This window comes from Cupriavidus sp. 09_S30 (genome assembly GCF_056930435.1).
Genome location: NZ_JBXOWI010000001.1, coordinates 926069 through 947904, shown reverse-complemented (window position 1 = coordinate 947904; position 21836 = coordinate 926069). Strand labels below are relative to the sequence as shown.

At 69.1% G+C, this 21836-nt stretch carries 20 protein-coding genes; 14 read left to right on the top strand and 6 right to left on the bottom strand.

Annotation, left to right across the window (positions count from 1 at the left end; all coding sequences use genetic code 11):
* The first annotated feature begins 18 nt into the window (after positions 1-18).
* The 4 genes from glpK to AC1Z3O_RS04465 all read left to right on the top strand — a co-directional run bounded on the left by glpK (position 19) and on the right by AC1Z3O_RS04465 (position 4318).
* On the top strand, positions 19-1608 hold the full coding sequence (glpK, locus tag AC1Z3O_RS04480; protein ID WP_483513861.1) for a glycerol kinase GlpK: 1590 nt from the start codon (positions 19-21) through the stop codon (positions 1606-1608).
* 88 nt (positions 1609-1696) lie between these two features.
* Positions 1697-3304 carry a glycerol-3-phosphate dehydrogenase/oxidase gene (locus tag AC1Z3O_RS04475; RefSeq protein WP_483513859.1) on the top strand — a complete coding sequence of 536 codons (1608 nt, stop codon included), beginning with the start codon at positions 1697-1699 and terminating at the stop codon, positions 3302-3304.
* Positions 3305-3429: 125 nt separating this feature from the next.
* Positions 3430-3813, top strand: a complete 384-nt coding sequence (locus AC1Z3O_RS04470) for an MliC family protein (RefSeq protein ID WP_483513857.1) — start codon at positions 3430-3432, stop codon at positions 3811-3813.
* Between the two features lie 118 nt (positions 3814-3931).
* Positions 3932-4318, top strand: coding sequence for a hypothetical protein (locus AC1Z3O_RS04465; protein WP_483517514.1), 387 nt, complete (start codon positions 3932-3934; stop codon positions 4316-4318).
* 49 nt (positions 4319-4367) lie between these two features.
* Here AC1Z3O_RS04465 and AC1Z3O_RS04460 read toward each other — a convergent pair whose 3' ends face one another.
* From AC1Z3O_RS04460 to AC1Z3O_RS04450, 3 genes are all read right to left on the bottom strand, one after another.
* Positions 4368-4592, bottom strand: coding sequence for a hypothetical protein (locus AC1Z3O_RS04460; RefSeq protein WP_483513855.1), 225 nt, complete (start codon positions 4590-4592; stop codon positions 4368-4370).
* Positions 4593-4712: 120 nt separating this feature from the next.
* Positions 4713-5171 (bottom strand): YXWGXW repeat-containing protein, encoded by a 459-nt coding sequence (locus AC1Z3O_RS04455; RefSeq protein WP_483513854.1) that lies wholly within the window; start codon positions 5169-5171, stop codon positions 4713-4715.
* Positions 5172-5299: 128 nt separating this feature from the next.
* The gene (locus tag AC1Z3O_RS04450) at positions 5300-5503 is read right to left on the bottom strand and encodes a hypothetical protein (protein WP_483513852.1); all 204 of its coding nucleotides are present in this window, start codon (positions 5501-5503) and stop codon (positions 5300-5302) included.
* A 714-nt stretch (positions 5504-6217) separates the two neighbouring features.
* Between AC1Z3O_RS04450 and AC1Z3O_RS04445 the strand changes: the two genes are divergently transcribed.
* From AC1Z3O_RS04445 to yfiB, 4 genes are all read left to right on the top strand, one after another.
* Entirely contained in the window at positions 6218-10000 is a 3783-nt protein-coding gene (locus AC1Z3O_RS04445; RefSeq protein WP_483513850.1) for an ATP-binding protein, read from the top strand.
* Positions 10001-10118: 118 nt separating this feature from the next.
* Complete coding sequence (yfiR, locus tag AC1Z3O_RS04440) at positions 10119-10709, top strand: regulatory sequestration protein YfiR (RefSeq protein ID WP_483513848.1); 591 nt, start codon at positions 10119-10121, stop codon at positions 10707-10709.
* Complete coding sequence (gene dgcN, locus AC1Z3O_RS04435) at positions 10706-12004, top strand: diguanylate cyclase DgcN/YfiN (protein ID WP_483513846.1); 1299 nt, start codon at positions 10706-10708, stop codon at positions 12002-12004. The genes yfiR and dgcN overlap by 4 nt, the downstream gene beginning before the upstream one ends.
* A gap of 263 nt (positions 12005-12267) precedes the next feature.
* Positions 12268-12795, top strand: coding sequence for an outer membrane lipoprotein YfiB (gene yfiB / locus AC1Z3O_RS04430; protein WP_483513844.1), 528 nt, complete (start codon positions 12268-12270; stop codon positions 12793-12795).
* 52 nt (positions 12796-12847) lie between these two features.
* On the opposite strand, the gene AC1Z3O_RS04425 is transcribed toward yfiB, so the two are convergent.
* Positions 12848-13678, bottom strand: a complete 831-nt coding sequence (locus tag AC1Z3O_RS04425) for a universal stress protein (RefSeq protein WP_483513843.1) — start codon at positions 13676-13678, stop codon at positions 12848-12850.
* Between the two features lie 252 nt (positions 13679-13930).
* Between AC1Z3O_RS04425 and AC1Z3O_RS04420 the strand changes: the two genes are divergently transcribed.
* Together AC1Z3O_RS04420 and AC1Z3O_RS04415 are read left to right on the top strand one after the other, a co-directional pair.
* On the top strand, positions 13931-14932 hold the full coding sequence (locus tag AC1Z3O_RS04420; protein ID WP_483513841.1) for a zinc-dependent alcohol dehydrogenase family protein: 1002 nt from the start codon (positions 13931-13933) through the stop codon (positions 14930-14932).
* 141 nt (positions 14933-15073) lie between these two features.
* Entirely contained in the window at positions 15074-17608 is a 2535-nt protein-coding gene (locus tag AC1Z3O_RS04415; RefSeq protein WP_483513839.1) for a bifunctional diguanylate cyclase/phosphodiesterase, read from the top strand.
* 4 nt (positions 17609-17612) lie between these two features.
* On the opposite strand, the gene AC1Z3O_RS04410 is transcribed toward AC1Z3O_RS04415, so the two are convergent.
* Complete coding sequence (locus tag AC1Z3O_RS04410; protein WP_483513837.1) at positions 17613-17897, bottom strand: hypothetical protein; 285 nt, start codon at positions 17895-17897, stop codon at positions 17613-17615.
* 226 nt (positions 17898-18123) lie between these two features.
* On the opposite strand from AC1Z3O_RS04410, the gene AC1Z3O_RS04405 reads away from it, so the two are divergent.
* Both AC1Z3O_RS04405 and AC1Z3O_RS04400 read left to right on the top strand, forming a co-directional pair.
* A complete protein-coding gene (locus AC1Z3O_RS04405) occupies positions 18124-18780 on the top strand; it encodes a peroxiredoxin (protein WP_483513835.1) in 657 nt (218 codons plus the stop codon).
* On the top strand, positions 18777-19112 hold the full coding sequence (locus AC1Z3O_RS04400; RefSeq protein WP_483513834.1) for a hypothetical protein: 336 nt from the start codon (positions 18777-18779) through the stop codon (positions 19110-19112). Before AC1Z3O_RS04405 ends, AC1Z3O_RS04400 begins: the two co-directional genes overlap by 4 nt.
* On the opposite strand, the gene AC1Z3O_RS04395 is transcribed toward AC1Z3O_RS04400, so the two are convergent.
* Positions 19109-19906, bottom strand: coding sequence for an NADPH-dependent F420 reductase (locus AC1Z3O_RS04395; protein WP_483513832.1), 798 nt, complete (start codon positions 19904-19906; stop codon positions 19109-19111). The two genes, AC1Z3O_RS04400 and AC1Z3O_RS04395, sit on opposite strands and share 4 nt — an antisense overlap.
* A 687-nt stretch (positions 19907-20593) precedes the next feature.
* Here AC1Z3O_RS04395 and ppk2 point away from each other — a divergent pair.
* Together ppk2 and AC1Z3O_RS04385 are read left to right on the top strand one after the other, a co-directional pair.
* Positions 20594-21424 carry a polyphosphate kinase 2 gene (ppk2, locus tag AC1Z3O_RS04390; RefSeq protein ID WP_483513830.1) on the top strand — a complete coding sequence of 277 codons (831 nt, stop codon included), beginning with the start codon at positions 20594-20596 and terminating at the stop codon, positions 21422-21424.
* 133 nt (positions 21425-21557) lie between these two features.
* Positions 21558-21812 (top strand): RNA-binding protein, encoded by a 255-nt coding sequence (locus AC1Z3O_RS04385; protein WP_483513828.1) that lies wholly within the window; start codon positions 21558-21560, stop codon positions 21810-21812.
* The last annotated feature ends 24 nt before the right edge of the window (positions 21813-21836 follow it).

Sequence of the window (21836 nt, the reverse complement as noted above, 5' to 3'; positions counted from 1 at the left end):
ACACACAGGACCGCTTGCATGACGCAGAGCTCGACGCACAGCACGACGCAACACCAGACCGCGCCCCGCCATCCGCATGGACAGCCCCGCTTCGTGCTGGCGCTCGACCAGGGCACCAGCAGCTCGCGCGCGATTCTGTTCGACCATGCCGGCAACGTGGTGCGCGTGGCCCAGCGTGAATTCCGCCAATATTATCCACACCCCGGCCACGTCGAGCACGATCCCTACGAGATCTGGCAATCGCAGCTGGCCGTGGCGCACGAGGTGCTGAACGACGCCGGGGTCTCGGCCAGCCAGCTGGAGGCCATCGGCATCACCAACCAGCGCGAGACCACGGTGCTGTGGGACCGTGCCACCGGCGAGCCGGTGGGCCGCGCGCTGGTCTGGCAGGACCGCCGCACCGCCCCCATGTGCGAGGCGCTGGTGGCGGCCGGCCACGGCGAGCTGTTTCGCGAGCGCACCGGGCTGATCGTCGACGCCTATTTCTCGGGCACCAAGCTGCGCTGGATGCTGGACAACATCGAAGGCGCCCGCGCGCGCGCCGAGCGCGGCGAGCTGGCCTTCGGCACCATCGACGCCTGGCTGGTGTGGCAACTGACCGACGGCGCGCGCCACGTCACCGACGTGTCGAACGCCTCACGCACGCTGCTGTTCAACATCCACCGCTTCGAATGGGACGACGAGCTGCTCGCCCTGCTCGATATCCCGCGCAGCCTGCTGCCCGAAGTCGTGCCCTCCAGCGGCGAGGTCGCGCGCACGGCGCCGCGCCTGTTCGGCGCCGCAGTGCCGATCGCCGGCATCGCGGGCGACCAGCAGGCCGCCACCTTCGGCCAGGCCTGCCTGTCGCCCGGCATGGCCAAGAACACCTACGGCACGGGATGCTTCCTGCTGATGAACACGGGCAGCCAGCCGGTGGTCTCGCATAACCGCTTGCTGACCACGGTCGGCTGGCGTTTCGGCGAGCGCACCGCCTACTGCCTGGAGGGCGGCGTCTTCATGGGCGGCGCCACCATCCAGTGGCTGCGCGACGGCCTGCAGATCATCCGCAGCGCGCCCGAGGTGGAGCCGCTGGCGCGCCAGTGTGAGGACACCGGCGGCGTGGTGCTGGTGCCGGCCTTCGCCGGCCTCGGCGCACCGCACTGGGACGCCTTCGCGCGCGGCACGCTGGTCGGCATGACGCGCGGCACCGGGCGCCCGCAGATCGCGCGCGCCGCGCTGGAATCGATCGCGCTGCAGAGCGTGGACGTGCTCGACGCCATGCAGAAGGATGCCGGCATCGCGCTGGCCGAGCTGCGCGTGGACGGCGGCGCCTCGCGCAGCGACCTGCTGATGCAGATGCAGGCCGACCTGCTCGGCACGACCGTGGTGCGACCGCGCGTGATCGAGACCACCGCCCTGGGCGCGGCCTACCTCGCCGGCCTCGCCACCGGCTACTGGCAGGACGAGGAAGAGATCAGCCAGCAATGGCAGGTTGAACAGCGCTTCGAGCCGCGCCTGTCCGCCGACGCGCGCGCACAGTGCCTGGCGCGCTGGCACCGCGCGGTGGAGCGCGCCCGCGACTGGGCGCGCGAGGACCTTGCCGGGCCGGGCGCGCCTGGCGCGCAGTGAACACCGCCGGCACCGGCCGAACACAGACACCGCCTCACGATTTATCCGTAGATTTACCCGCAGATTTACCTGTATCGAACCCGCAATCATGCCAACGCCTCTTACCCAGATCCTGCCCCCCGCCCGCGCCGACCTGCTCGCCGGCCTTGCGCGCGAACCGCGCTGGGACGTGATCGTCATCGGCGGCGGCGCCACCGGCCTGGGCACGGCCGTCGACGCCGCCTCGCGCGGCTACCGCACACTGCTGGTCGAAGCCGCCGACTTCGCCAAGGGCACCTCCAGCAAGGCCACCAAACTCGTGCACGGCGGCGTGCGCTACCTGGCCCAGGGCAATATCAGCCTGGTGCGCGAGGCCCTGCACGAACGCGGCCTGCTGGCGCGCAACGCGCCGCACCTGGTGTGGCCGCTCGGCTTCGTGGTGCCGGCCTACCAGATGCTGGACCAGCCCTTCTACGGCATCGGCCTGAAGGTCTACGACATGCTCGCCGGCAACCTGAAGCTGTCCGGCAGCCGCTGGCTGAACCACAGCGAGACCCTGGCCGCGGCACCGACCCTGGCCGAGCACGTGGGCGGGCGCCCGCTGCGCGGCGGCAACCTGTACTTCGACGGCCAGTTCGACGATGCGCGCCTGGCCATCGCCCTGATGCGCACGCTGTTCGACGTGGGCGGCACCGCCGTCAACTACCTGAGAGTGACCGGCCTGCAGCAGCAAGGCGGTGCGGTCAGCGGCGTGACGGTGCAGGACGCGCTGGGCGACTCTAGCTTCACGCTGCAGGCGAAATGCGTGATCAACGCCACCGGGGTCTGGGTCGATGCTATCCGCCGCATGGAGGACGGCCAGGCGCGCACCATGGTCGCGCCCAGCCAGGGCGTGCACCTGACGCTGCCGCACAGCTTCCTGCCCGGCAAGGATGCCATCCTGATCCCGCGCACCGACGACGGGCGCGTGCTGTTCGTGGTCCCCTGGAACGGCCACACCATCATCGGCACCACCGACACGCCGCGCCAGGACCTGCCGCTGGAACCGCGCGCCGCCGGCGACGACGTCGACTTCATCCTCGAAACCGCAGCACGCTACCTGTCGCGCACGCCCACGCGCGCCGACGTGACCAGCGTCTGGGCCGGCCTGCGCCCGCTGGTCAAGGCCACCGGCGAAAGCTCCACCGCATCGCTGTCACGCGAACATACCATCCTGGTCTCCAAGGGCGGCCTGATCACCGTGACCGGCGGCAAGTGGACCACCTATCGCAAGATGGCGGAGGACGTGGTGGACATGGCGATCAGCCGCCATCTGCTGGCGCGCGCGGCGCCCTGCACCACCGCCGACCTGCCGCTGCACGGCGCCCAGGGCCTGCCGGCCGACCTGCCTGCCGCCGGCAGCGGCTCGCCCGACCGCTACTACGGCAACGAACTGGGCGCCCTGCGCGCGCTGCCGGGCCATGACGAGGTGCTGATGGCCGACTGCGGGCTGACCGCCGCCCATGTCCGCTTCGCCGCGCGCCACGAACTGGCGCGCCGGGTGGAGGACGTGCTGGCGCGGCGTAATCGCGCGCTCTTCCTCGATGCGCGCGGCGCCAGCGCCGCGGCGCCGCGCGTGGCGGCCATCCTGGCCGAGGAACTCGGGCACGACGACGCCTGGCAGGCACGCGAAGTGGAAGACTTCCGCGCGCTTGCCGCGGGCTATACGTTGAACTGACGCTGGACTAAGCGCGGAACCGGGCGCGGAACCGTGCCGCGGCCGGCGGGGCAAGGAAACCCGCCGGCGCCGGCCGCAGTCTGTCCGGCATCGCATCCGCGCCGCCCCCTCGCGAGGAATCCGCCATGAAGGCCTCCCTCCCCCGCCCCCTCGCTGCCGTACTGGCCCTGGGCGCCACCCTGACCACCCTCCCTGCCCTGGCCCCGGCGGCCTACGCCCGCGCCGGCATCGACGGCGTACGCTTCGACCCGCCGCACACCGTGCACTACCGCTGCGACGCCGGCAAGGCGCTGACAGCACGCTACTTCAACAGCCCGGACAACCAGATCGCCATCCTCAAGCTGGAGGGCAAGCCGCTGCTGTTCGTCAGCGTACTGAGCGGTTCCGGCGCACGCTATGCCTCCGGCCCCTACCTGTGGCTGACCAAGGGCGACGAAGGCATGCTGGAAGACCAGCGCGGCGCGGACAATGCGCCACCGCCGTACGCGAACTGCAAGGCAGTGCGCTAGCGTCCTGTTCCGCTCGTGACCAGGCGTCGGCGGGCGGCAACACCGCCGCCCATGGCGCCAACCGGCACTCCCGAGCGATAATGCGCCCTATTGCATCAGGGAGAATCCCATGGAAGACATGGACGAGATTGACGATCTGTCCGACCTGCCGATGCCCCGTTTCATCTGGGGCTTCGCCATCGTCGCCGGCAAGGGCGGCGAGGTCATGCACGACGAGTTCGAGTATCTGACCCATACGCGCAGCCCGCGCTTCACCTGCCGCGTGGTGGAATTGGAGGATGTGCCGGGCGAAGGCGAGGAAGCCGGCATCGACGGACGCATCGTGCACTACGACGAGCCGCGGCGCATGTTCTACATCACCGATGCCGGCATGGCGCTGGTGAACTTCGAGCTGTTCGACAAGCTGCCCGAGCGGCAGAAGCTCAAGCGCGTCTGCGACGAGGCCATTGCCAACTGGATGCAGCGCCGCGAGTTTCTCGACAGCGAGGAAGAAGGGGACGAGTGATTGGCGGCGCCGAGGCCGGGACCGGGAGACCGGTGGCCGGCCGCGGCGTTCAGTCGCGCACCTGGATCAGTGCGGCGGCCACGCGCTGGATATCTTCATAGACCGGCAGCGCCGAGGCCGGCCCCGTGCAGCTCACGCCGGTGGCCTGGCGCGCGTCGGCACCGGCCGGATGGAAGACGAAGGCCATTCCCGGACGCCAGCCCGGGTGGTTGCGCAAACTCTCGTTGAGAATGTCGAGGTACTGTTCGCGCGAAAAGACATGCTTTGCCGGCATGGCGACCTCCGTTGATTTCGGAGGATCGTATCACGGTGAAGGCAGCGCGATGGGCGTGGGGCGGCACCCCGTCGCCACCCGCCGCCTCCCGCCGGCCCGGGCCTTCACGGCGTCATCGCCTCAGTCGTGATCCCGGCGGCCGTGGTCATGCGGGCCATGGTCGTAGTCATCCCGGTCATGATGGTAATCATGGTCATGGTCGTGATCATCGTACCGGCCGCGCTCAGGGCCCCGGTACGGCTCGGGACGCCCGCCCCAGCCACCACGCATCAATACCCAGCCTTCGGGGCGATGCTCCCAGCGCGGCGCCTCATAGGCATAGCCCGGCCGCTCGGCTTCCCAGCGTCCCGGCGCCCAGACGTGCGCGTGGCGCGCGGCATCCCAGTCCCAGAAGCCCGGCACCCAGATAAAGCCGGGCCGTGGCGCGGGCACGGCCTCATAGACCGGTGCCGGCGGCGGCGTGCCAATGGTGATGTTGAGCGAAACCTGCGCCATTGCGGCAGGCGCCGCGGCCAGGCCGCAGACCAAGGTGGCCGCGCACGCGGCGCCAATCGCGGCACGGCGGACGATGCTGTTCACGGAAATCCTTTCCCAAGCGGGGGTGTTGAACTGGCTGGCAGTCTATTCCCCGCCCCTGTGACAATCTGTAAGAAAGGGCTTCCTTGGATTTCAAGCCGGCAAGACGGCGTTGTGCCGCGCTGTGCTGACTAGTGGTCCCCCGCCATCGCTTTGAGCTGCGCCTCGCCGACATCGCGGGCCGCATCCGCGGTGGTGAAGGTGTCGTCCGAGACGATGGTGCGCTTGATCTGCCGCGCATCGAAATCCACCAGCGCGATCACCCAGACATAGCGTCCCGCCTGCGGCGCCGTTTGCACCACTGCACTCAGATGCGACTTGGAATCCGTGGCCATGATGTCCCTCCTGCGTGGGGTCTTGGGCCACTCTAGCATACGGTGCCGGCTTGGCAAGGCCGCCGCCATCTTTCACGTCGCCGCATCCCGCTTGCGTTTCCGTGACGGCGCAACGCGCCCTGCGGACTGGGTAACCGCCGTCGCGCCGCGCCCCGGCGCCGCGCTTGCCCGAGGCGATGTGCGCGCCGAGCCGCCTCCGCTGAGCCGCCCAGACGTCGCAAAAGGAAGGATTGCGCCGTTCCCGGTCGCACGTGCACGTCGGCACCCCAGCCTGCCCGAATCCAGATGGATCTGATATTCCCTATATGTATTTCCGATCTTTTTGGCAGGACACATCCCGTTTGCATTGAGCCATTTCTCAATCCAGGCGGGCTGCCATTGCGGAAAGCGCTGCCGGAAGCTGAAATCAGCCCGAAGGACTGCGCTCCCCGCACGCCTGCCGGGGCCCGCTTCCACGACAGCGAGCCACAACCATGAACTATGTTTCCCTCCTTGCAAGCCGGCCGGGCCGTGCGGCAGCCGTGAACGCCATGCTCACTGCAACCACGGCCGTGGTTTTCGTCCGCCGCTCCTCCTCCCCGGCACAAGGCTGACCCGCCCACGCGTTGGACGCCACTGCCATTCGCTACCGTACCGGCAGTCAGCATGGCCGGCACGCCCGAAGGCCGTTCCGTCCCGCTCGGTCCCGCGCCCTGCCAGCATCGAGATCCCCCTATGTGCAAGCTCCTGTCCTGGCATTGCTTCGCCTGGCGCGCGGCGCTCGCCGCGTGCCTGGCATGGAGCGCCTGGAGCGTCCTGGCCGCCCCCCTGCCGGAAACGGATGGCCGCGCCATGAAGCTGACCAGCAGCCTCACCGCCGTGGAGACGCCGCCCGGCTTGCCGCCCGGCCTGGCAGGCTCGGCGGTACTGCGCGCGCACCGGACGGTCCGCGTCGGCTACGTGCTCGACTCCTATGTCCCGGTCTACCTGAACCGCGCTGGCGACCTCTTCGAAGGCGTGCTGGCCGACTATCTCGCGGTCATGGGCGCCATGAGCGGGCTGCGCTTCGAGGTCTACGGCTTTGCCGACGCGGCGCTGGCCCGGCGGGCGCTGGAGAGCGGCGCGATCGACCTGCTCGCCGGCACCGCCAACGACGCCAGCGACACGCTGATGGCCACCTCCGGCTATCTTTCCCAGCGCCAGGTCGAGGTACGCCGCACCGGGGCCGGGCGCCAGGCCGGCGTGCAGACCATCGCCATCGCGCGCGGCAGCATCGCCAGCGCCGACTTCGCCCGGCACTATGCCGAAGCCCGCGTGGTCGCCTTTCCTACGCAATTGCTGGCGCTCGAGGCCGTCGCCTTCGGCCGTGCCGATCTCTTCGTCGGCATGGAGACGGGTGCCAATTTCCTGATCGACCAGATGCAGCTGTTGCCGCTTGCGATCACCAATTTCGCACCGTTCAGCGAGGCGCCATTCGTGTTGCTTGCCCTGCCAAGGCAGGCACGGCTGCTGCAATGCATCGACACGCTGCTGCGCAATGTGCCGGTGCGCACGGCCGGCCGCATCCATCAGCGCTGGCTCGGATCGGCCAGCCATTTCCACATCGCGCAGCGCGTCAACCTGTCGCCGGAGGAACAGGCCTGGATCCAGGCGCACCCGCGCGTGCGTTTCGGCGCGGCCCGCTTTCTCGCACCGTTTTCCTTCCTGGAGCAGCGCGACGCCGGCGTCACCGGCATGTCGATGGATCTGCTGTCCCGGATCAGCGCCAGGACCGGCCTGCGCTTCGAGCCTGTGATCCTCGAGCAGGACAGCGACGGCTTCGCGGCCCTGGCATCGGGACGCATCGACCTGCTGCTCTCGGTCACCGAGACCGTGGAACGGCGCAGGCAGATGCTCTTCTCCAGCCCCTATATGCAGTCGCTGTGGGTCATCGTCACGCGCGCCGACCAGACCGGCATCTCCAGCCTCGCGGACCTCGCCGGCAGGCAGGTCGGCGTGCCCGGCAATATCATCGGCGCGCGCGCCATGCTGCCCGAGTCCGTGCAAGAGTCCGCCCGCCTGGTGGCCGCGCCCGACATGCTGGAGCTGTTCCGCTGGCTACAGGAGGGCAAGGTGGAGGCAATCACCACCAATCTGCTCACCGCGAACTTCCTGATCGCCACCCGTTTCGGCGACACGCTCAAGGTGGTGGCGAGCACGGGCGATTCGCCATGGCCGATCGGCTTCGCCGCCAACCTCCGCTCGCCGGAGCTGATCGGCATCATCGACAAGGTGCTGGACAGCATTCCACCCGAGGAGATCGACGCGATCCGGCGCGACTGGAGCGGCGCGCGCGTGGCGATCCCGCGCTATGGCCTGACTGACAGGCAGACCGAGACCTTGCTGAAGGCACTATGGAGTGTGCTGGCCCTGCTGTGCGCCTGCGGCCTCTACCTGGCCTGGTCGTTCCATGCCCGGCGGCAGCAGGCGCAACGGCTGCGCGACCAGCTCGAATTCCAGCGCACCCTGATCAACGGCCTGCCCTTTTCCGTCTTCGTGCGCGATGCCGAGGGCCGGCTGGTCAGTTGCAATGCGCACTATGCGGCGGCCTACGGCGATACCGTCGAGCGCCTGCTGGAACTCGGCCGGCGCGAGACCTGGGAGCAGACGCTGTCCGCCGGCGCGCTCGCGACGCAGATGGCAACGCTGGCACGCACGGTGGACACGCAGCGCGCCGCCTGCCTGACCGATTGCCACCTGCTGCACAAGGGCGAGCCCATCGACCTCTTCGTCTGGATGTTGCCGGTCTTCAACGCGGACCAAGAGTTCGCAGGGGTGCTGGGCGGCTGGCTCGACATCACCGAACGCAAGCGCAGCGAGCGCGAACTGCAGCACGCCAGGCAGGCCGCCGACGCCGCCAACCGCGCCAAGAACACCTTCCTTGCCACCATCAGTCATGAGATACGCACACCGATGCATGCCATCCTGGGCACGCTGGAACTGGAGATACGCAGCCAGGCAGCGCCGGACAAGCGCCGCCTTGCCATCGTGCAGCAGGCGGCGCAATCCCTGCTGACGCTGATCAACGACATTCTCGACTACGCCAAGATCGAGGCCGGCCAGCTCAGCCTCGACCTCCAGCCTGCGGACCCTCGCGAAGAGCTGGAGCGCCTGCTGGCCATCTATCGGCCGCTCGCGCGCGAGAAGGCGCTGGCCTTGGAAACGCACATTGCCGATGCGCTCCCGCCCGCGCTGCGCATCGATGCACTGCGCGTGCGACAGATCGTCGGCAACCTGTTGAGCAATGCGCTGAAGTTCACGCGGCGCGGCTGGGTCGGGCTCGACGTGCAATGGTGCGCCGACGGGCCGGCCGCGGGTACGCTGCGCATCGTGGTGCGCGACACCGGCACCGGCATCCGTGCCGAGCACCAGGCCAGGCTGTTCCTGCCCTTCCGGCAGGCGGGCGACGATGCCGGCGGCAAGTCCGGCGGCACCGGGCTGGGCCTGTGGATCTGCCGGCAACTGCTGGCGCAGATGGGTGGGCGCATCTGGATGCGCAGCGAGTACGGCGAGGGCACCGAGATGTTTGTAGAGATCCCGGCGCAGGTCGCCGCCACGCCCGTGCAGCAGCCGGCCTGTCCGCAACCCGCGCCGCCGCCGGACGCCGCCCGCGCGGGGCTGCGCGTGCTGGTGGTCGACGACCACCCCGCCAACCAGCAGTTGCTGATGCGGCAGCTTGCCTTCTTCGGCGTCGAGCGGGTCCGCGCGGCCGCCCACGGCGAAGCGGCGCTGGCGATGCTGGCGCAAGCGGATTTCGACCTGGTCGTCACCGACTGCAATATGCCGGGCATGGACGGCTATGCGCTGGCCCGCCGCATCCGCGCCGACGCGCGCCTGCGCCATCTTCGCATCATCGGCTGCACTGCCGACGCAGGGCCGGAAGTCCACGCGCAGGCCGAGGCGGCCGGCATGGACGCCTGCATCGTCAAGCCGGTGAGCCTGGATACGCTGCGCCAGCTGCTGCCCGGGGATGCGGGACCAGGCGTTGGCGACGTTGGCGGCAGCGACGGCAGCGACAGCGGGAAGCCGGTGGCCGAGCTCGCGGCGCAACGCCTGGGCGAAATCTTCGACGACGACCGGGACGCCGCGGCCGAGTTCCTGCGCCTGCTGCAATCCACCAGTCGGGAATACCTGGCCGACGCTGAGCAGGCCGTCGCCGGAGCGCGCTTGCCGCAGGCCGCGTCGAGCGTGCACAAGCTCAAGGGAGGCGTGGCCATCATCGGCTTCGCACCGGGAGTGGCGGCCTGCGAAGCGCTCGAGCAGGCACTGCGCGGCGGGTCGGGTGACGATGTGGCACGCCATCTTGCGGCCCTTCGCCAGGCCTGCGCGGACATGGACCACATGCTGGGGGCGATGTTGCGCCAGGCCGGCGCCGACATGACCGATCCCGGGGATCCCGGCGATCCCCGCGATCCGAAGCCCCACGCACCCGGCGGACCGGAGCGCCAGGACACGGCGCAGGAAGGCGGCCTGGCCTGAACCGGCACCGGCGCGGCGCCGTACTGTTGCGCCGCCGCCTTGACCTGCCGCGCCGGGCGCCACCACAATACCCGCTCAACCGGCGCCTGAAGCACGCCGGCAAGCGTTCAGCCACCTCATGTGCCCGCTCCCCTCCTCTTCACTGCCGGAAAGCGCCCACGGCAGCCGAGACCGCCGCCCCGCGCTGGCGCTGCTCGGGCTGCTGCTCGCGGCCTTCCACCTGGCCTATGCGCCGGGGCTGGCCGCTGACACATTGCAACGACGCTCCGAAGCGGTGGCCAAGACGGTCTTCAACCTGCTCAGCTACGCGCGCTGGCCCAGCGAGCCAAGCGTGCTGCGCCTGTGCGTGGAGCGGACCAGCCTCTATTCGGGCAGGCTGCTGGAAGGCGGCACGCTGGCCAACGGCCGGCCGGTGCGCGCACGCGCCGTCGACCTGGCGGCCGATGACCTGACCCGCGACTGTGACGCGCTGTATGTCGGCCCGATGACCGACGACAAGCGCAAGATGCTGGTACGCGAACTGCGGAACCAGCCCGTGCTCGTTGTCAGCGAGGAGGATTTCGAGTGCGAGGCCGGCAGCATGTTCTGCCTGAACGTGCGCGACTCCCAGGTGTCCTTCCGGGTCAATCTCGATTCCGTGGCACGCAGCGGCATCCACATCCACCCGGGTGTGCTGCAGCTCGGCCGCAGGCGGGGGCCGACGCCATGATCGGGAACGGCAAGACAAGCACGCGCCCGACGCTGCAAAGGACGCTGCGGCGGATCCACCTCAGCGTGGCGCTGATCGCCATCTGCACGGCGGGCCTGTCGCTGACCGTGCTGGGCATCGCCGCCTTGCGCGTCTATGCTGACCACAACCTGCGCCTGGTGGCACGCTCGGTTGCCTACGCGCTCGAGGCGCCGGTGGTGTTCAACGACAAGGCCGCCACGGGCGACGCGTTGGCGCTGATCGCCAGCGAGGACGTGGCGCACGCCAGTGTCTATGACCGCAACGACCGCCTGCTTGCCGAGTGGCGGCGCCCCGCCAGCCACAGTTTCCCGGGTCTCAGCCGCGCCGTCGGCGAGTTGCTGCTGGCCGGGCCGGTCGAGCAACCCATCCTGCACGACGCGCAGGCGGTGGGATACCTGCGCCTGACCGGCGACCCCGGCAACCTCCTCAGCTTCCTGGCCAGCGGCTTCTTCGGCCTGCTGGCCTGCCTCGTGCTCACCGCGGTCAGCGCGCACTATATGTCGCGCCGCATGCTGGCGCACATCATCGAGCCGGTGCGCAACCTGATGCGGGTGGCGCACGCGGTGCGCTCCGAGCGCGCGTTCGACCAGCGCACGCCGCCGGCACGCATTGCCGAACTGCATGCGCTGGGCGAGGACTTCAACGGCCTGCTCGACGAGCTCGAAGACTGGCAGAAGCAGTGGCAGCATGAAAACCGCTCGCTGGCGCACCAGGCCAGCCACGACGGGCTCACCGGCCTGCTCAACCGGGCCGCCTTCGAGCAGGCACTGGAGCGGGCGCTGCGGGCCGCGCAAGCGCTGGACCGGCACGCCGCCGTGCTGTACCTGGACAGTGATGACTTCAAGGACATCAACGACCGCTTCGGCCATGCGGCCGGCGACGAGGTGCTGATCGGCGTGGCGGCGCGCCTGCGCGCCTGCCTGCGCGAATCCGACGTGGTCGCGCGGCTGGGCGGCGACGAGTTCGCCGTATTGCTGGCGCCACTGCAGCGGCCTGGCGACGCGATCCGGGTTGCCGAGCACATTCTTGCCAGCCTGCAAGAGCCGATCATGCTGAAATCCGGTGCGGCGATCAGCGCGTCGATCAGCATCGGCATCGCCGCCCATCCGGTGCACGGCACCACCGCCGAAGCGCTGCTGCGGGCTGCGGACACGGCCATGTATGGCGCCAAGCGCCGCTCCGGCGGCACCTGGCAGAGCGCTCCGCCACCACTGGACGCAGCCGACCAGGAGCCGGCCAAAGGCCGGCCAGGTACCGATCGAGGACCGAGCTAGTCCGCTGAATCATTGAAATGGGAGGTGAAGGACATGCCATGCGGGAATCAGCGCTAGGGCGGAGCAGGGGATTCGGATTGCACAGCAATCCGCCTGCGCAGCGGCACGCGCTTACCAGCGCGTGCACGCCCTGCAAGGGCAAAGCGCAGCAATAGCACGGCTATTGCGAGCATTTGCAACGACGCCGCTGCGTCAACCCGGCCCGCATGGCATGGCAGGCACCGACCGATTTCAGTGATTCAGTGGACTTGGGGAGAAGGAACGTGACCACAGCACAGTCGACATGGATGGCGAGCATGGCACAGGCGGCGGGCCGGGCCGCCGCGGCGATACTGCTGGGTGGTGCGCTGGCCCTGGCCGGTTGCCAGTCCGCGCCCCATGGCGCTCTGAGCGCGCAACAGGTGCAGACGCTGAAGCAGGAAGGGTTCCAACTGACCGCCAACGGCTGGGAACTGAACCTGTCCGAAAAGGTGCTGTTCGGCTTCGATGAAGACACCATCCCACCCGAGCGGCAGGCGAGCATCCGGCGCATCGCCCAGGTCCTGCTGGCGGCCGGCATCGACCACATCCGGCTGGACGGTCACACCGACGACGCCGGCACCGACGAATACAACCTGCGGCTGTCGCTGCATCGGGCGCACACCATCGCCGGCATGTTCGCCGCGGCGGGCTATGCGCGAGCCAATATCGAGACGCGCGCCCTGGGGATGAGCCGGCCGGTCGCGGACAACAGCACGCCCGAAGGGCGCGCCCAGAATCGCCGCGTCTCGATCATCGTGACGGTCGATTGAGCGTCGCTCTGCGGCTGGCCCGCTGGCGCTGCGCCTCGGCAGGCAGACGGCCTCAGTGCGACACCAGCAGCGGCACCTCGGCGTGGCGCAGCAGCACCCGCGTGGCGCCCCCCATCACCAGCTCGCGCATGCGCGAGTGGCCGTAGCCGCCCGCCACCAGCAGGTCGGCCTGCAGATGGCCGACCGCGCGCAGCAGCGCCGGCCCCACGGCTTCCTGCGACGGCACCGGGAAAGGCTGCGCGGCGACCCCATGCCGGCCGAGGTACTCGCCGAGGCCCTCGCTGAGGGCCGCCCCCCTGCCATCCGGATCGACAGTGATCAGGCTGACCCGCTCGGCGCGCCTGAGCAATGGCAGCGCATCGGCGACCGCGCGCGCGGCCTCGCGGCGTCCGTCCCAGGCCACCGCGACATGGCGCGCGTCGACCCGCCGTACTTGTGGCGGCATCACCAGCACGGGCCGTCCGGCATGCAGCAGCACGTATTCGGCGGTCTGCGCCACCAGCACCGGCGCCATGTCGGGAACGGGCGGACGCGCCAGCAGGACGATGTCGGCCACTCGGCTCTGCATGGCAAGCGCCCAGCCGGCATCTTCCTCCAGCAGGCAATGTGCGCAGGACACGCCCGGTGCGGCCTGCGCCACGATGCGGCGCAGGCGGCTCTCATCGGCCTCGCTGCGTTCCTGCTGGCTGCGCTGCGCCTGCTCGGCATAGCGGCCGGCCTCCTCGCCAGCACCGCGGAAGGGGTCGGGGCGAAAGCCCGTGGCGGTCACGCCGATCACGTGGCCGCCGCTGCCGCCCAGGGCGGCCAGCGCCGCCGCTGCCTCGATGCGCGCCTCGACGCCCTCGTCATTGCCCAGTTCGACCAGCACCGTCTTGAAGTCCATGTCGCTCACCTGTCCGATGGAATATTGTGAAGGCAGCCGTCCGGCGTGTCGGCACACCGATCATACCGGCAGGTGCCGGCCCACGGGCGGCCTGCCCTGCGCGGGGTACAGCATCGCAAGGCGCCCTGCGAATCACCTTGACGCGGATCAAGCGGCAGTGCTCGGCACGCACATACTCTAGGCAGTCCGTGGCCGCGCAGCCATGCCCCGCCGGGCCAGCGTGCGCTGGCCCCCTCAACCAGGAGCCCTGCCATGGCGACGACCATGCGTGCAATGATCTTCGACGGCGTCAGCCCGGTGCTGCAAGCGCGCGAGGTGCCGGTGCCGGCGCCGGGGCCCGGCGAGCTGCGCATTGCCGTCAGCACCTGCGGCGTCTGCCGTACCGACCTGCACGTGGTCGACGGCGACCTGCCCCGCCCCAAACCCGCCCTGATACCCGGCCACGAGATCGTCGGCTATGTCGACGCCTGCGGCAGCGGGGTCAGCGGTTTCACCCTGGGCGAAAGAGTCGGCGTTCCCTGGCTCGGCCATACCTGCGGGCATTGCGCCTTCTGCCGCGGCCAGCGCGAAAACCTGTGCGACTCTCCGCAGTTCACCGGCTATACACGCGACGGCGGCTACGCCGAGTACGTCGTGGCCGATAGCCGCTATTGCTTCGCCCTGCCCGACAACTACGACGACGAACATGTGGCGCCGCTGCTGTGCGCCGGCTTGATCGGCTACCGCACGCTGCGGCTGGCAGGCGACGCCGCGCGCATCGGCATCTACGGTTTCGGCGCCGCTGCCCACCTGGTGGCCCAGATCGCGGTCGCACAGGGGCGCGAGGTATTCGCTTTCACGCGCAGCGGCGACAGCGCGGCCCAGCAACTCGCGCGTGACACCGGCGCAAGCTGGGTGGGCTCCAGCGACGAAGCCCCGCCCGCGCTCCTGGACGCGGCGCTGATCTTCGCGCCGGTCGGCGCCCTGGTGCCCGTGGCACTGCGCGCGGTGACCAAGGGCGGCACCGTGGTCTGCGGCGGCATCCATATGAGCGACCTGCCCGCCTTTCCCTACCGCCTGCTGTGGGAGGAGCGGCGCCTGCTGTCGGTGGCCAACCTCACGCGCGCCGACGGGCTGGACCTGATGCAGTTGGCCGCCGCCATCCCGCTGCGCACCCACACCACCGCCTATCCGCTGGAACAAGCCAACGCCGCCCTGGCCGACCTGCGCGACGGCCGTCTGGCGGGCGCGGCCGTGCTGCGCATCCGGTGCTAGTGGACTAGGCCCCACGCCAGCGGGGTGCCCAGGCCTGGCCTTGCGCCATTCCACGAGCCGCGCGCATGTCATATACTCGGCCAGCGCAGGCTTGTGCGGGCGTAGAGATCGGAAAAGCAATCGTACGGAGAACGTACCAACATGCAAAGTCAGGCGCTCGAGCAAGCCATCGATGCGGTCGTCGTGGTCGACATGCAGGGACGGGTGACGCTCTTCAACGCCGCGGCCCAGGCCCTGTGGGGCCGGGCCGGCACCCCGACCATCGGCCGCCCCGCCGCCGAGCTGGGCCTGCCGCCCGCCCTGGCCGCCCTGCCCGCTGGCGAGGACAGCGCGGCGCCGGCCAGCCTGCGATTGCAGCGCGCCGACGGCAGCCATCGCGACGTGATGCTGCATGCCACCCGAATGGGGGTGGATGCGCTGGCCATCTTCGCGCTCGACAGCGGCAATGCCGGCAACGGCGGCAATGACAGAGAGTGCGCCCTCGCCTCGGCCTACCTGGACGTGGCCGGCAATCCGGTTCTCTTTCTCGATGGCAGCGGCTGCGTCAGCCATGTCAACCGAGCCTTCTCCGAGGTATTCGGCCTGCAGCGCTACCAGGCGGTCGGCCGCAATGCGCTGGCACTGCTGCGGCCCGCCAGGACCGGCGAGGGGCATATCGAAGAGATCCAGTCCGAACTGGCGCAGGGCGCCACGCTGCATCGCGAAGCCCTGCTCGAGGACCGCCTCGGCCGGCCCCGCTGGTTCGCCGCGGCGATCAGCCCGATCAAGGATCATGAGGGCAAGCTCGGCAGTGCCGTCTGCACGCTGACCGACATCAGCGCCACCAAGATGCGCGACATGATCCAGCGCAAGGCGCTGGAAGCGCTCGCCAAGGACGTGCCCAGCACCGAGATGATGAGCAGCCTGTGCCGGCAGATCGAGGCGGTGGCCCCCGGCGTGATCGTCAGCATCGTCCGCGTGACCGATGGCAAGCTGCACACGCTGGCCGCGCCGGGGCTGCCCGCTGCCTGCGCACAGGGAATTGACGGCCTGCCGATCGGACCGATGGTCGGCTCCTGCGGCACCGCCGCCCACCGCGGCGAGCCGGTGATGGTCACCGACATCGCCCACGATCCCCTGTGGGCGCCCTATCGCGACCTGGTGCTGCCGCACGGGCTGCGGGCCTGCTGGTCGACGCCGATCAAGGCCTATGACGGCCAGGTGGTCGGGGCCTTCGCGCTCTACTTTCGCGAGTGCCGCGGCCCCGACGCGCTGCACCGCAGCCTGGTCGACGTGGGCACCTACCTGTGCGCGCTCGCGCTCGAGCGTGACGCCTCGCGCGAACACATCCACCGGCTCGCCTACTCCGATCCGCTGACCGGGCTGCCCAACCGGCAACTGCTGCTGGCCCGGCTCGATGCCGCCGTGGCCGCCACACGAGCCAGCGGCCAGCCGCTCGCCGTACTGTTCATCGACATCGACGACTTCAAGAGAGTCAATGAAGCGGAAGGCCATGCGATGGGCGACCGCGTCCTCGGCGAGGTGGCGGCGCGCCTGGCGCGCGCGGTCGGCACCGCCGGCACGGTCGGCCGGCTGGGCGGCGACGAGTTCGGCATCGTCCTCCCCGGCCACACCGTTGCCATGGCCAGAGCCCTGGCCGGCGCGCTGCTCGACGAACTGGCCCGGCCGGCCGCGACGGGAAGCGGCGCCACGCTGCGCGCCTCGGCCAGCGTCGGCATCAGCGTGCTGAGCGGCGACGCCTGCAACGGGCAGGCGCTGTTCAAGCAGGCCGACCTGGCCAGGTACCAGGCCAAGAAGGGTGGCGGCCACCAGATCGGCGTCTACGACGCCGCGGTGGAACGCCGTCTGGCCGAACATCGCACGCTGGCGGCGGAGCTGCGCGCGGCGATCGCGGCAAACGCGCTGCAGCAGCACTACCAGCCGCAGATCGCGATGGACACCGGGCAGCTATGGGGCGTCGAAGCGCTGGCGCGCTGGTACCACCCCGAGCGCGGCGAGATTCCTCCGGCGCGTTTCATCCCGCTGGCCGAGGAAGATGGATTGATCGCCGCGCTGGGCAGGTGGGCGATCGACCAGGCTTGCGCCCAACTGGCGCGCTGGCGCGCGGACGGCGTTGCCATTCCGCGCATCTCCGTGAACCTGTCGCCGATCGACCTGCGCGACCCTAGCCTGCCCGGGCGGGTCGCCCAGACCTTGGCGCGCTACGGGCTGCTGCCATCGGACCTGATCATCGAAATCACGGAAAGCGTCTTTCTCGAGCACTCCGCCAGCACCGCTGCCACTGTCGCCGCGCTGCGGCGGCTCGGCCTGCCACTGTCGATCGATGATTTCGGCACTGGCTTCTCGACCCTGAGCCGGCTGATGCGGCTGCCGGTCGACGAGATCAAGCTGGACCGCTCCTTCCTGACCTCCCTGGAATCCAGCGCTGAAGCCCGCACCCTGGTCGAAGCGGTGATCCGCATCGGCCGCAGCCTGGACCTGACCGTGGTGGCCGAAGGGATCAACTCGGCGTTCCAGCACAGCTTCCTCGCCGCCCACGGCTGCCAGATCGGACAGGGCTTCCTGTTCTCGCGCGCGGTGCCCGCCGCCGCCGTCGCGGCCTGGCCGCGGCAGTGGCTGGCGCCGCCGCAGGGCGAGGACCCGGGCGGCGGCATTGCGCCCCCGCCCGACTGCTAAACGGCTAGCCGGACAGCGGCCCGAACAGTCCGCATTCCAGGTCGCTCTCGAATTCCTCCACCCAGGAACCGGGCGACTCGGCCTCGTAGACGCTCTGCGTGCCGGTGCTCAACCGTTTCACCGACACCTTGCGCAATGCAGTTCCCACGCCGCTGGCGGCAGCATCATCCGCGTCGGTGGTTTCATCGACCACCTCGAAGTCGTCCGGTGCCAGGCCGACACGCCCGCAGACCGCCGCCATCTGTTCCCGCTCCTCAACCGGGAATTCCAGGAATTGGTGCTTGATCATCACACGCCCCCATACATCGGACGGGCCATATCGGACAAGGCCGGCGCCGGTGCCCGTCGCCGGCACCGCGCATGAGCGGGCACGCCGAGGCGGCCCGGACACTGCTCAATGAGTCTACTCCTGCCCCGCAAACGGCGCAGCGCGGCGCCTATACTGGTTTGGCCGGTCATGCGTCCCGCCGGCCAACCCTTGCTGGCGCTCGCCGCCCCTGATACGGAGGTAAGACATGTCAATCCGCATTGGAGATGAAGCCCCCGACTTCACCGCCGACACTACCGAAGGCAAGATCCGGTTTCATGAGTGGATCGGAGACAAGTGGGCCATCCTGTTCTCCCACCCGAAGGACTTCACCCCGGTCTGCACCACCGAACTGGGCTATATGGCCCGGCTCAAGCCAGAGTTCGACAAGCGCGACACCAAGATCATCGGCCTGAGCGTGGACCCGGTCTCAGACCATCAGCGCTGGGTCGGTGATATCCAGGAAACGCAGGGCCACGCCGTCAACTATCCCATGATCGGCGATGCCGACCTGACGGTGGCCAAGCTGTACGACATGATCCACCCCAATGCCAGCGGCGGCGGACCGCGCACGGCGGTGGACAATGCCACGGTGCGCTCGGTATTCCTGATCGGGCCGGACAAGAAGGTCAAGGCGATGCTGGTCTACCCGATGAGCGCCGGGCGGAATTTCGACGAGGTGCTGCGCCTGCTCGACGCGCTGCAGATCAACGCCCGCCACACCGTGGCCACGCCGGTCAACTGGCGGCCAGGCGATGACGTGATCATCCCGACCTCGGTCTCAGACGAAGAAGCCAAGAAGAAATACCCGCAAGGCTTCCGCACCTTGAAACCCTATCTGCGAGTCGTGGCCGAACCGAAATGAACCCGCACGCAGGCCCGCACGGCATACACGAGCATCGCATCACCACCTCGCTGCCGGCCACGGACGTCGAGTGGCTGCAGCGCCTGCTGCCGGGCGGCCGCGCGCAATTCGGCTTGCGCCTGACCTACCAGCCCGACGCGCATGCCATTGAACGCTGGATGCAGAGCGTCTTCATGCCGGCAGGCGAGCAGGTCATGCGGGACTGGCTCGATATGGTGCGCCTGATGTGGGGGCCGTGGCTCGCGCTCAACCCGCTGCTGGCAATGATGCTGTCCGCGGCGGGCCGGGCTGGCCACGGCCCCGGGGAAAGACGCGCATCGAACCGCGCCTAGCGCGGCGGCCCTCCGGCCGGCCCCGAGGCCTGTCCGAGGCGATCGCGCATCGCCTGGGCCGAGCCGATCTGGTGGAAAAGCGGCCCGCCCGGCGCAAAGCTGTCGGCGCTGGCGAGCCCGCCCACCACCACCGGCTCGAAGCCCGCGTCGCGCACGAGTTGCGCGGCCACCCGCAGCGCCTGCATGTCGTCGCCGGCAATCGGCACCGCGACCGGCTCGCCGGGGCGATGGCTTTCGCTGGCGAAGCTTGCCGCCCCCATGAAGTTAAAGGCCCGCACCACGCGGGCGCCCGGGAAGAAGCGCGCGGTCGTGATGCCAATGCCGTCGCGCAGCGCCTGCGCGCCAGGCTCGCCGTCCCGCTCGCGGAAAGCATTGGTTGCATCGATCAGCACCTTGCCGGCGAGGGCCGCGCCATGGTCCTTAGCAATTTCCGGCAGTGCCTTGTAAGGCACGGCGAGCAACACCACATCCGCGAACGCAATCGCCTGGTCAACCGTGCCGGCGCGCGCCAGCGGCCCCAGCTTCTCCACCAGCGGCCGCAACTCGTCCGGATGACGGGAAGAGAACAGCACAGGATGGCCGGCCCGCACCCATAGACCACCGATGGTGCCGCCGATGTGGCCCGCGCCGATCACGCCGATCGGCTGCGGCTTCCCTGCGGGATGCGGCGCCGTCTCGGCCCGCACCTCGGACTGCCGGCCGCCGAGCCCCGCGACCAAGGCGCATAAGCCGGCACAGACCAGCCGGCGCCGGCCTGGATCGACGGGCTGCCGAAGCGCAGTGGCCACGTGCATTGGCGTTCCCGGGCGTGCATGGGAGGAAGGCTTCGGACAACGCGATTGCGGCATGACGGCCTCCCTGCCCAGGGCGCAAAAAAAGCAGAAGAAGGAAACACCACGCAAGCCAGCCCGTGGCCGCGCCAGCGCGCCAGCGCCGGACACACGCGCAAGCCGCTGGCGAAGCGCCCTACCAATGTAGTCCACGGCGTGGCGGCGTGCCGCTTCGATGTGCCAATGGCATGGGGAACTGTCCCATCCAGGCTCAGCGTTGGCGGCCGTTGGCCACGCCCAGGAAGGCCGGCCACCTTCGCTTCGCTGAGTCATTGCAGGCGGTGACGAGATGCAGTGCACGGAAGCGGTCAGCCGCAAGATCGCCCCGCGCATAGGCGCGGTGGCCGGCCTCAGCTACGGGCTCGACAAGGCGCGGTTCGCACGCAACTCAGGGCCGCGACGCGGGTGCGCTGCCGCGTTTCTGGCATTTGCGGGAGCGCTATCCAAAAAATCCGCATTCGCTGAAACAGTAGCGAGGCCATCCTCATGCTGTCGGAGCCGCTGGTCGAGCTGCGGGGGGCCTGGAAGGAGATTGGCGAAGGAACATCGGTTGCAGCCATTTGACTCTGCCTCCCCGTGCGACAAAACTGAAAGCGGCACTTCGCACAGGATTGCCGGCAGATGCCGTGGACATACCCGAGGGAGACGAGCATGGGCAAGGGTAAAGAGAAAGCGAGCCATGAGGAAAACGACAAGCATGGCGACCACAAGGACATCTCATTCAAGGAATACAGGAAGGCCTTGTTTCCCTTGCATGTCGAGCTGGTCAAGCTGCAGGAGTGGGTGGTGCAGACCGGTGCCAAGATCTGCATCGTCTTTGAAGGGCGGGACGGTGCCGGGAAAGGCGGCACGATCAAGGCCCTGACAGAACGCGCGAGCCCACGCGTGTTCCGCGTGGTCGCACTGCCCGCGCCCACGGAGCGGGAAAAAACGCAGATGTACATGCAGCGCTATGTGCCGCATCTGCCCGCCGCCGGTGAAATCGTGATCTTTGACCGCAGCTGGTACAACCGTGCAGGCGTCGAAAGAGTCATGGGATTCTGCACGGAGGAACAGGTGGAGAGCTTTTTCAGGGCCGTGCCGCTGGTCGAGCAGGCGATCATCCACTCCGGCGTCCTGCTGTTCAAGTACTGGCTGGAAGTCGGCCAGGAGGAGCAGACCCGCCGGCTCGAAGGGCGCATCCATGATGGCCGCAAGCTGTGGAAGCTCTCCGACATGGACCTGAAGTCATACAGCCGCTGGTATGACTACTCGCGCGCCCGCGATGCCATGTTCCGTGCCACGGACACACCCCTTGCACCATGGTACGTGGTCAAGTCCGACGATAAGCAGCGGGCCCGCCTCAATGTCATCAACGACCTGCTCGGCAAGATTCCTTACGAGAACATGCCGCGCAAGGAGTTGTCGCTGCCGAAGCGGCAGAAGTCGCAAGGCTACGTGGAACCGGACTATCCCTACAAGTACGTGTCCGAGAAGTACTGAGCCGCCGGCGAAGCCGTTCCGGCGTCTCCACCGGCGGGTGCGTTTCGCGCCCGCCGCCTGGCGTCAAGCGCCCGCCCTAACGCCCCAATGCCCCACCGCGGGAATGTTCACGATACACAAGCACGAGGGAATCATGTCACGCCTGCTTCTGACGAATATCGAGCCCGGCACCACGGACGATGAAATCCGGGCGTTCCTCCACAAGTACGGCCTGCCGGCCTGCGACAGCATGGAGCAGGTGGCAGGCGACGGCACGCGGCCGTCCGTGATACTGGACTTCCACGACATGGATCCGGAGACACTGCACAAATTTGCCGGCCGCATCCACCACATGTTCTGGAAAAGCCGCGAACTCTTGGCACAAGTAGTGACCGACCGATTTGCCTAGTCTGCGCCGTGCCGGGCTGTCACG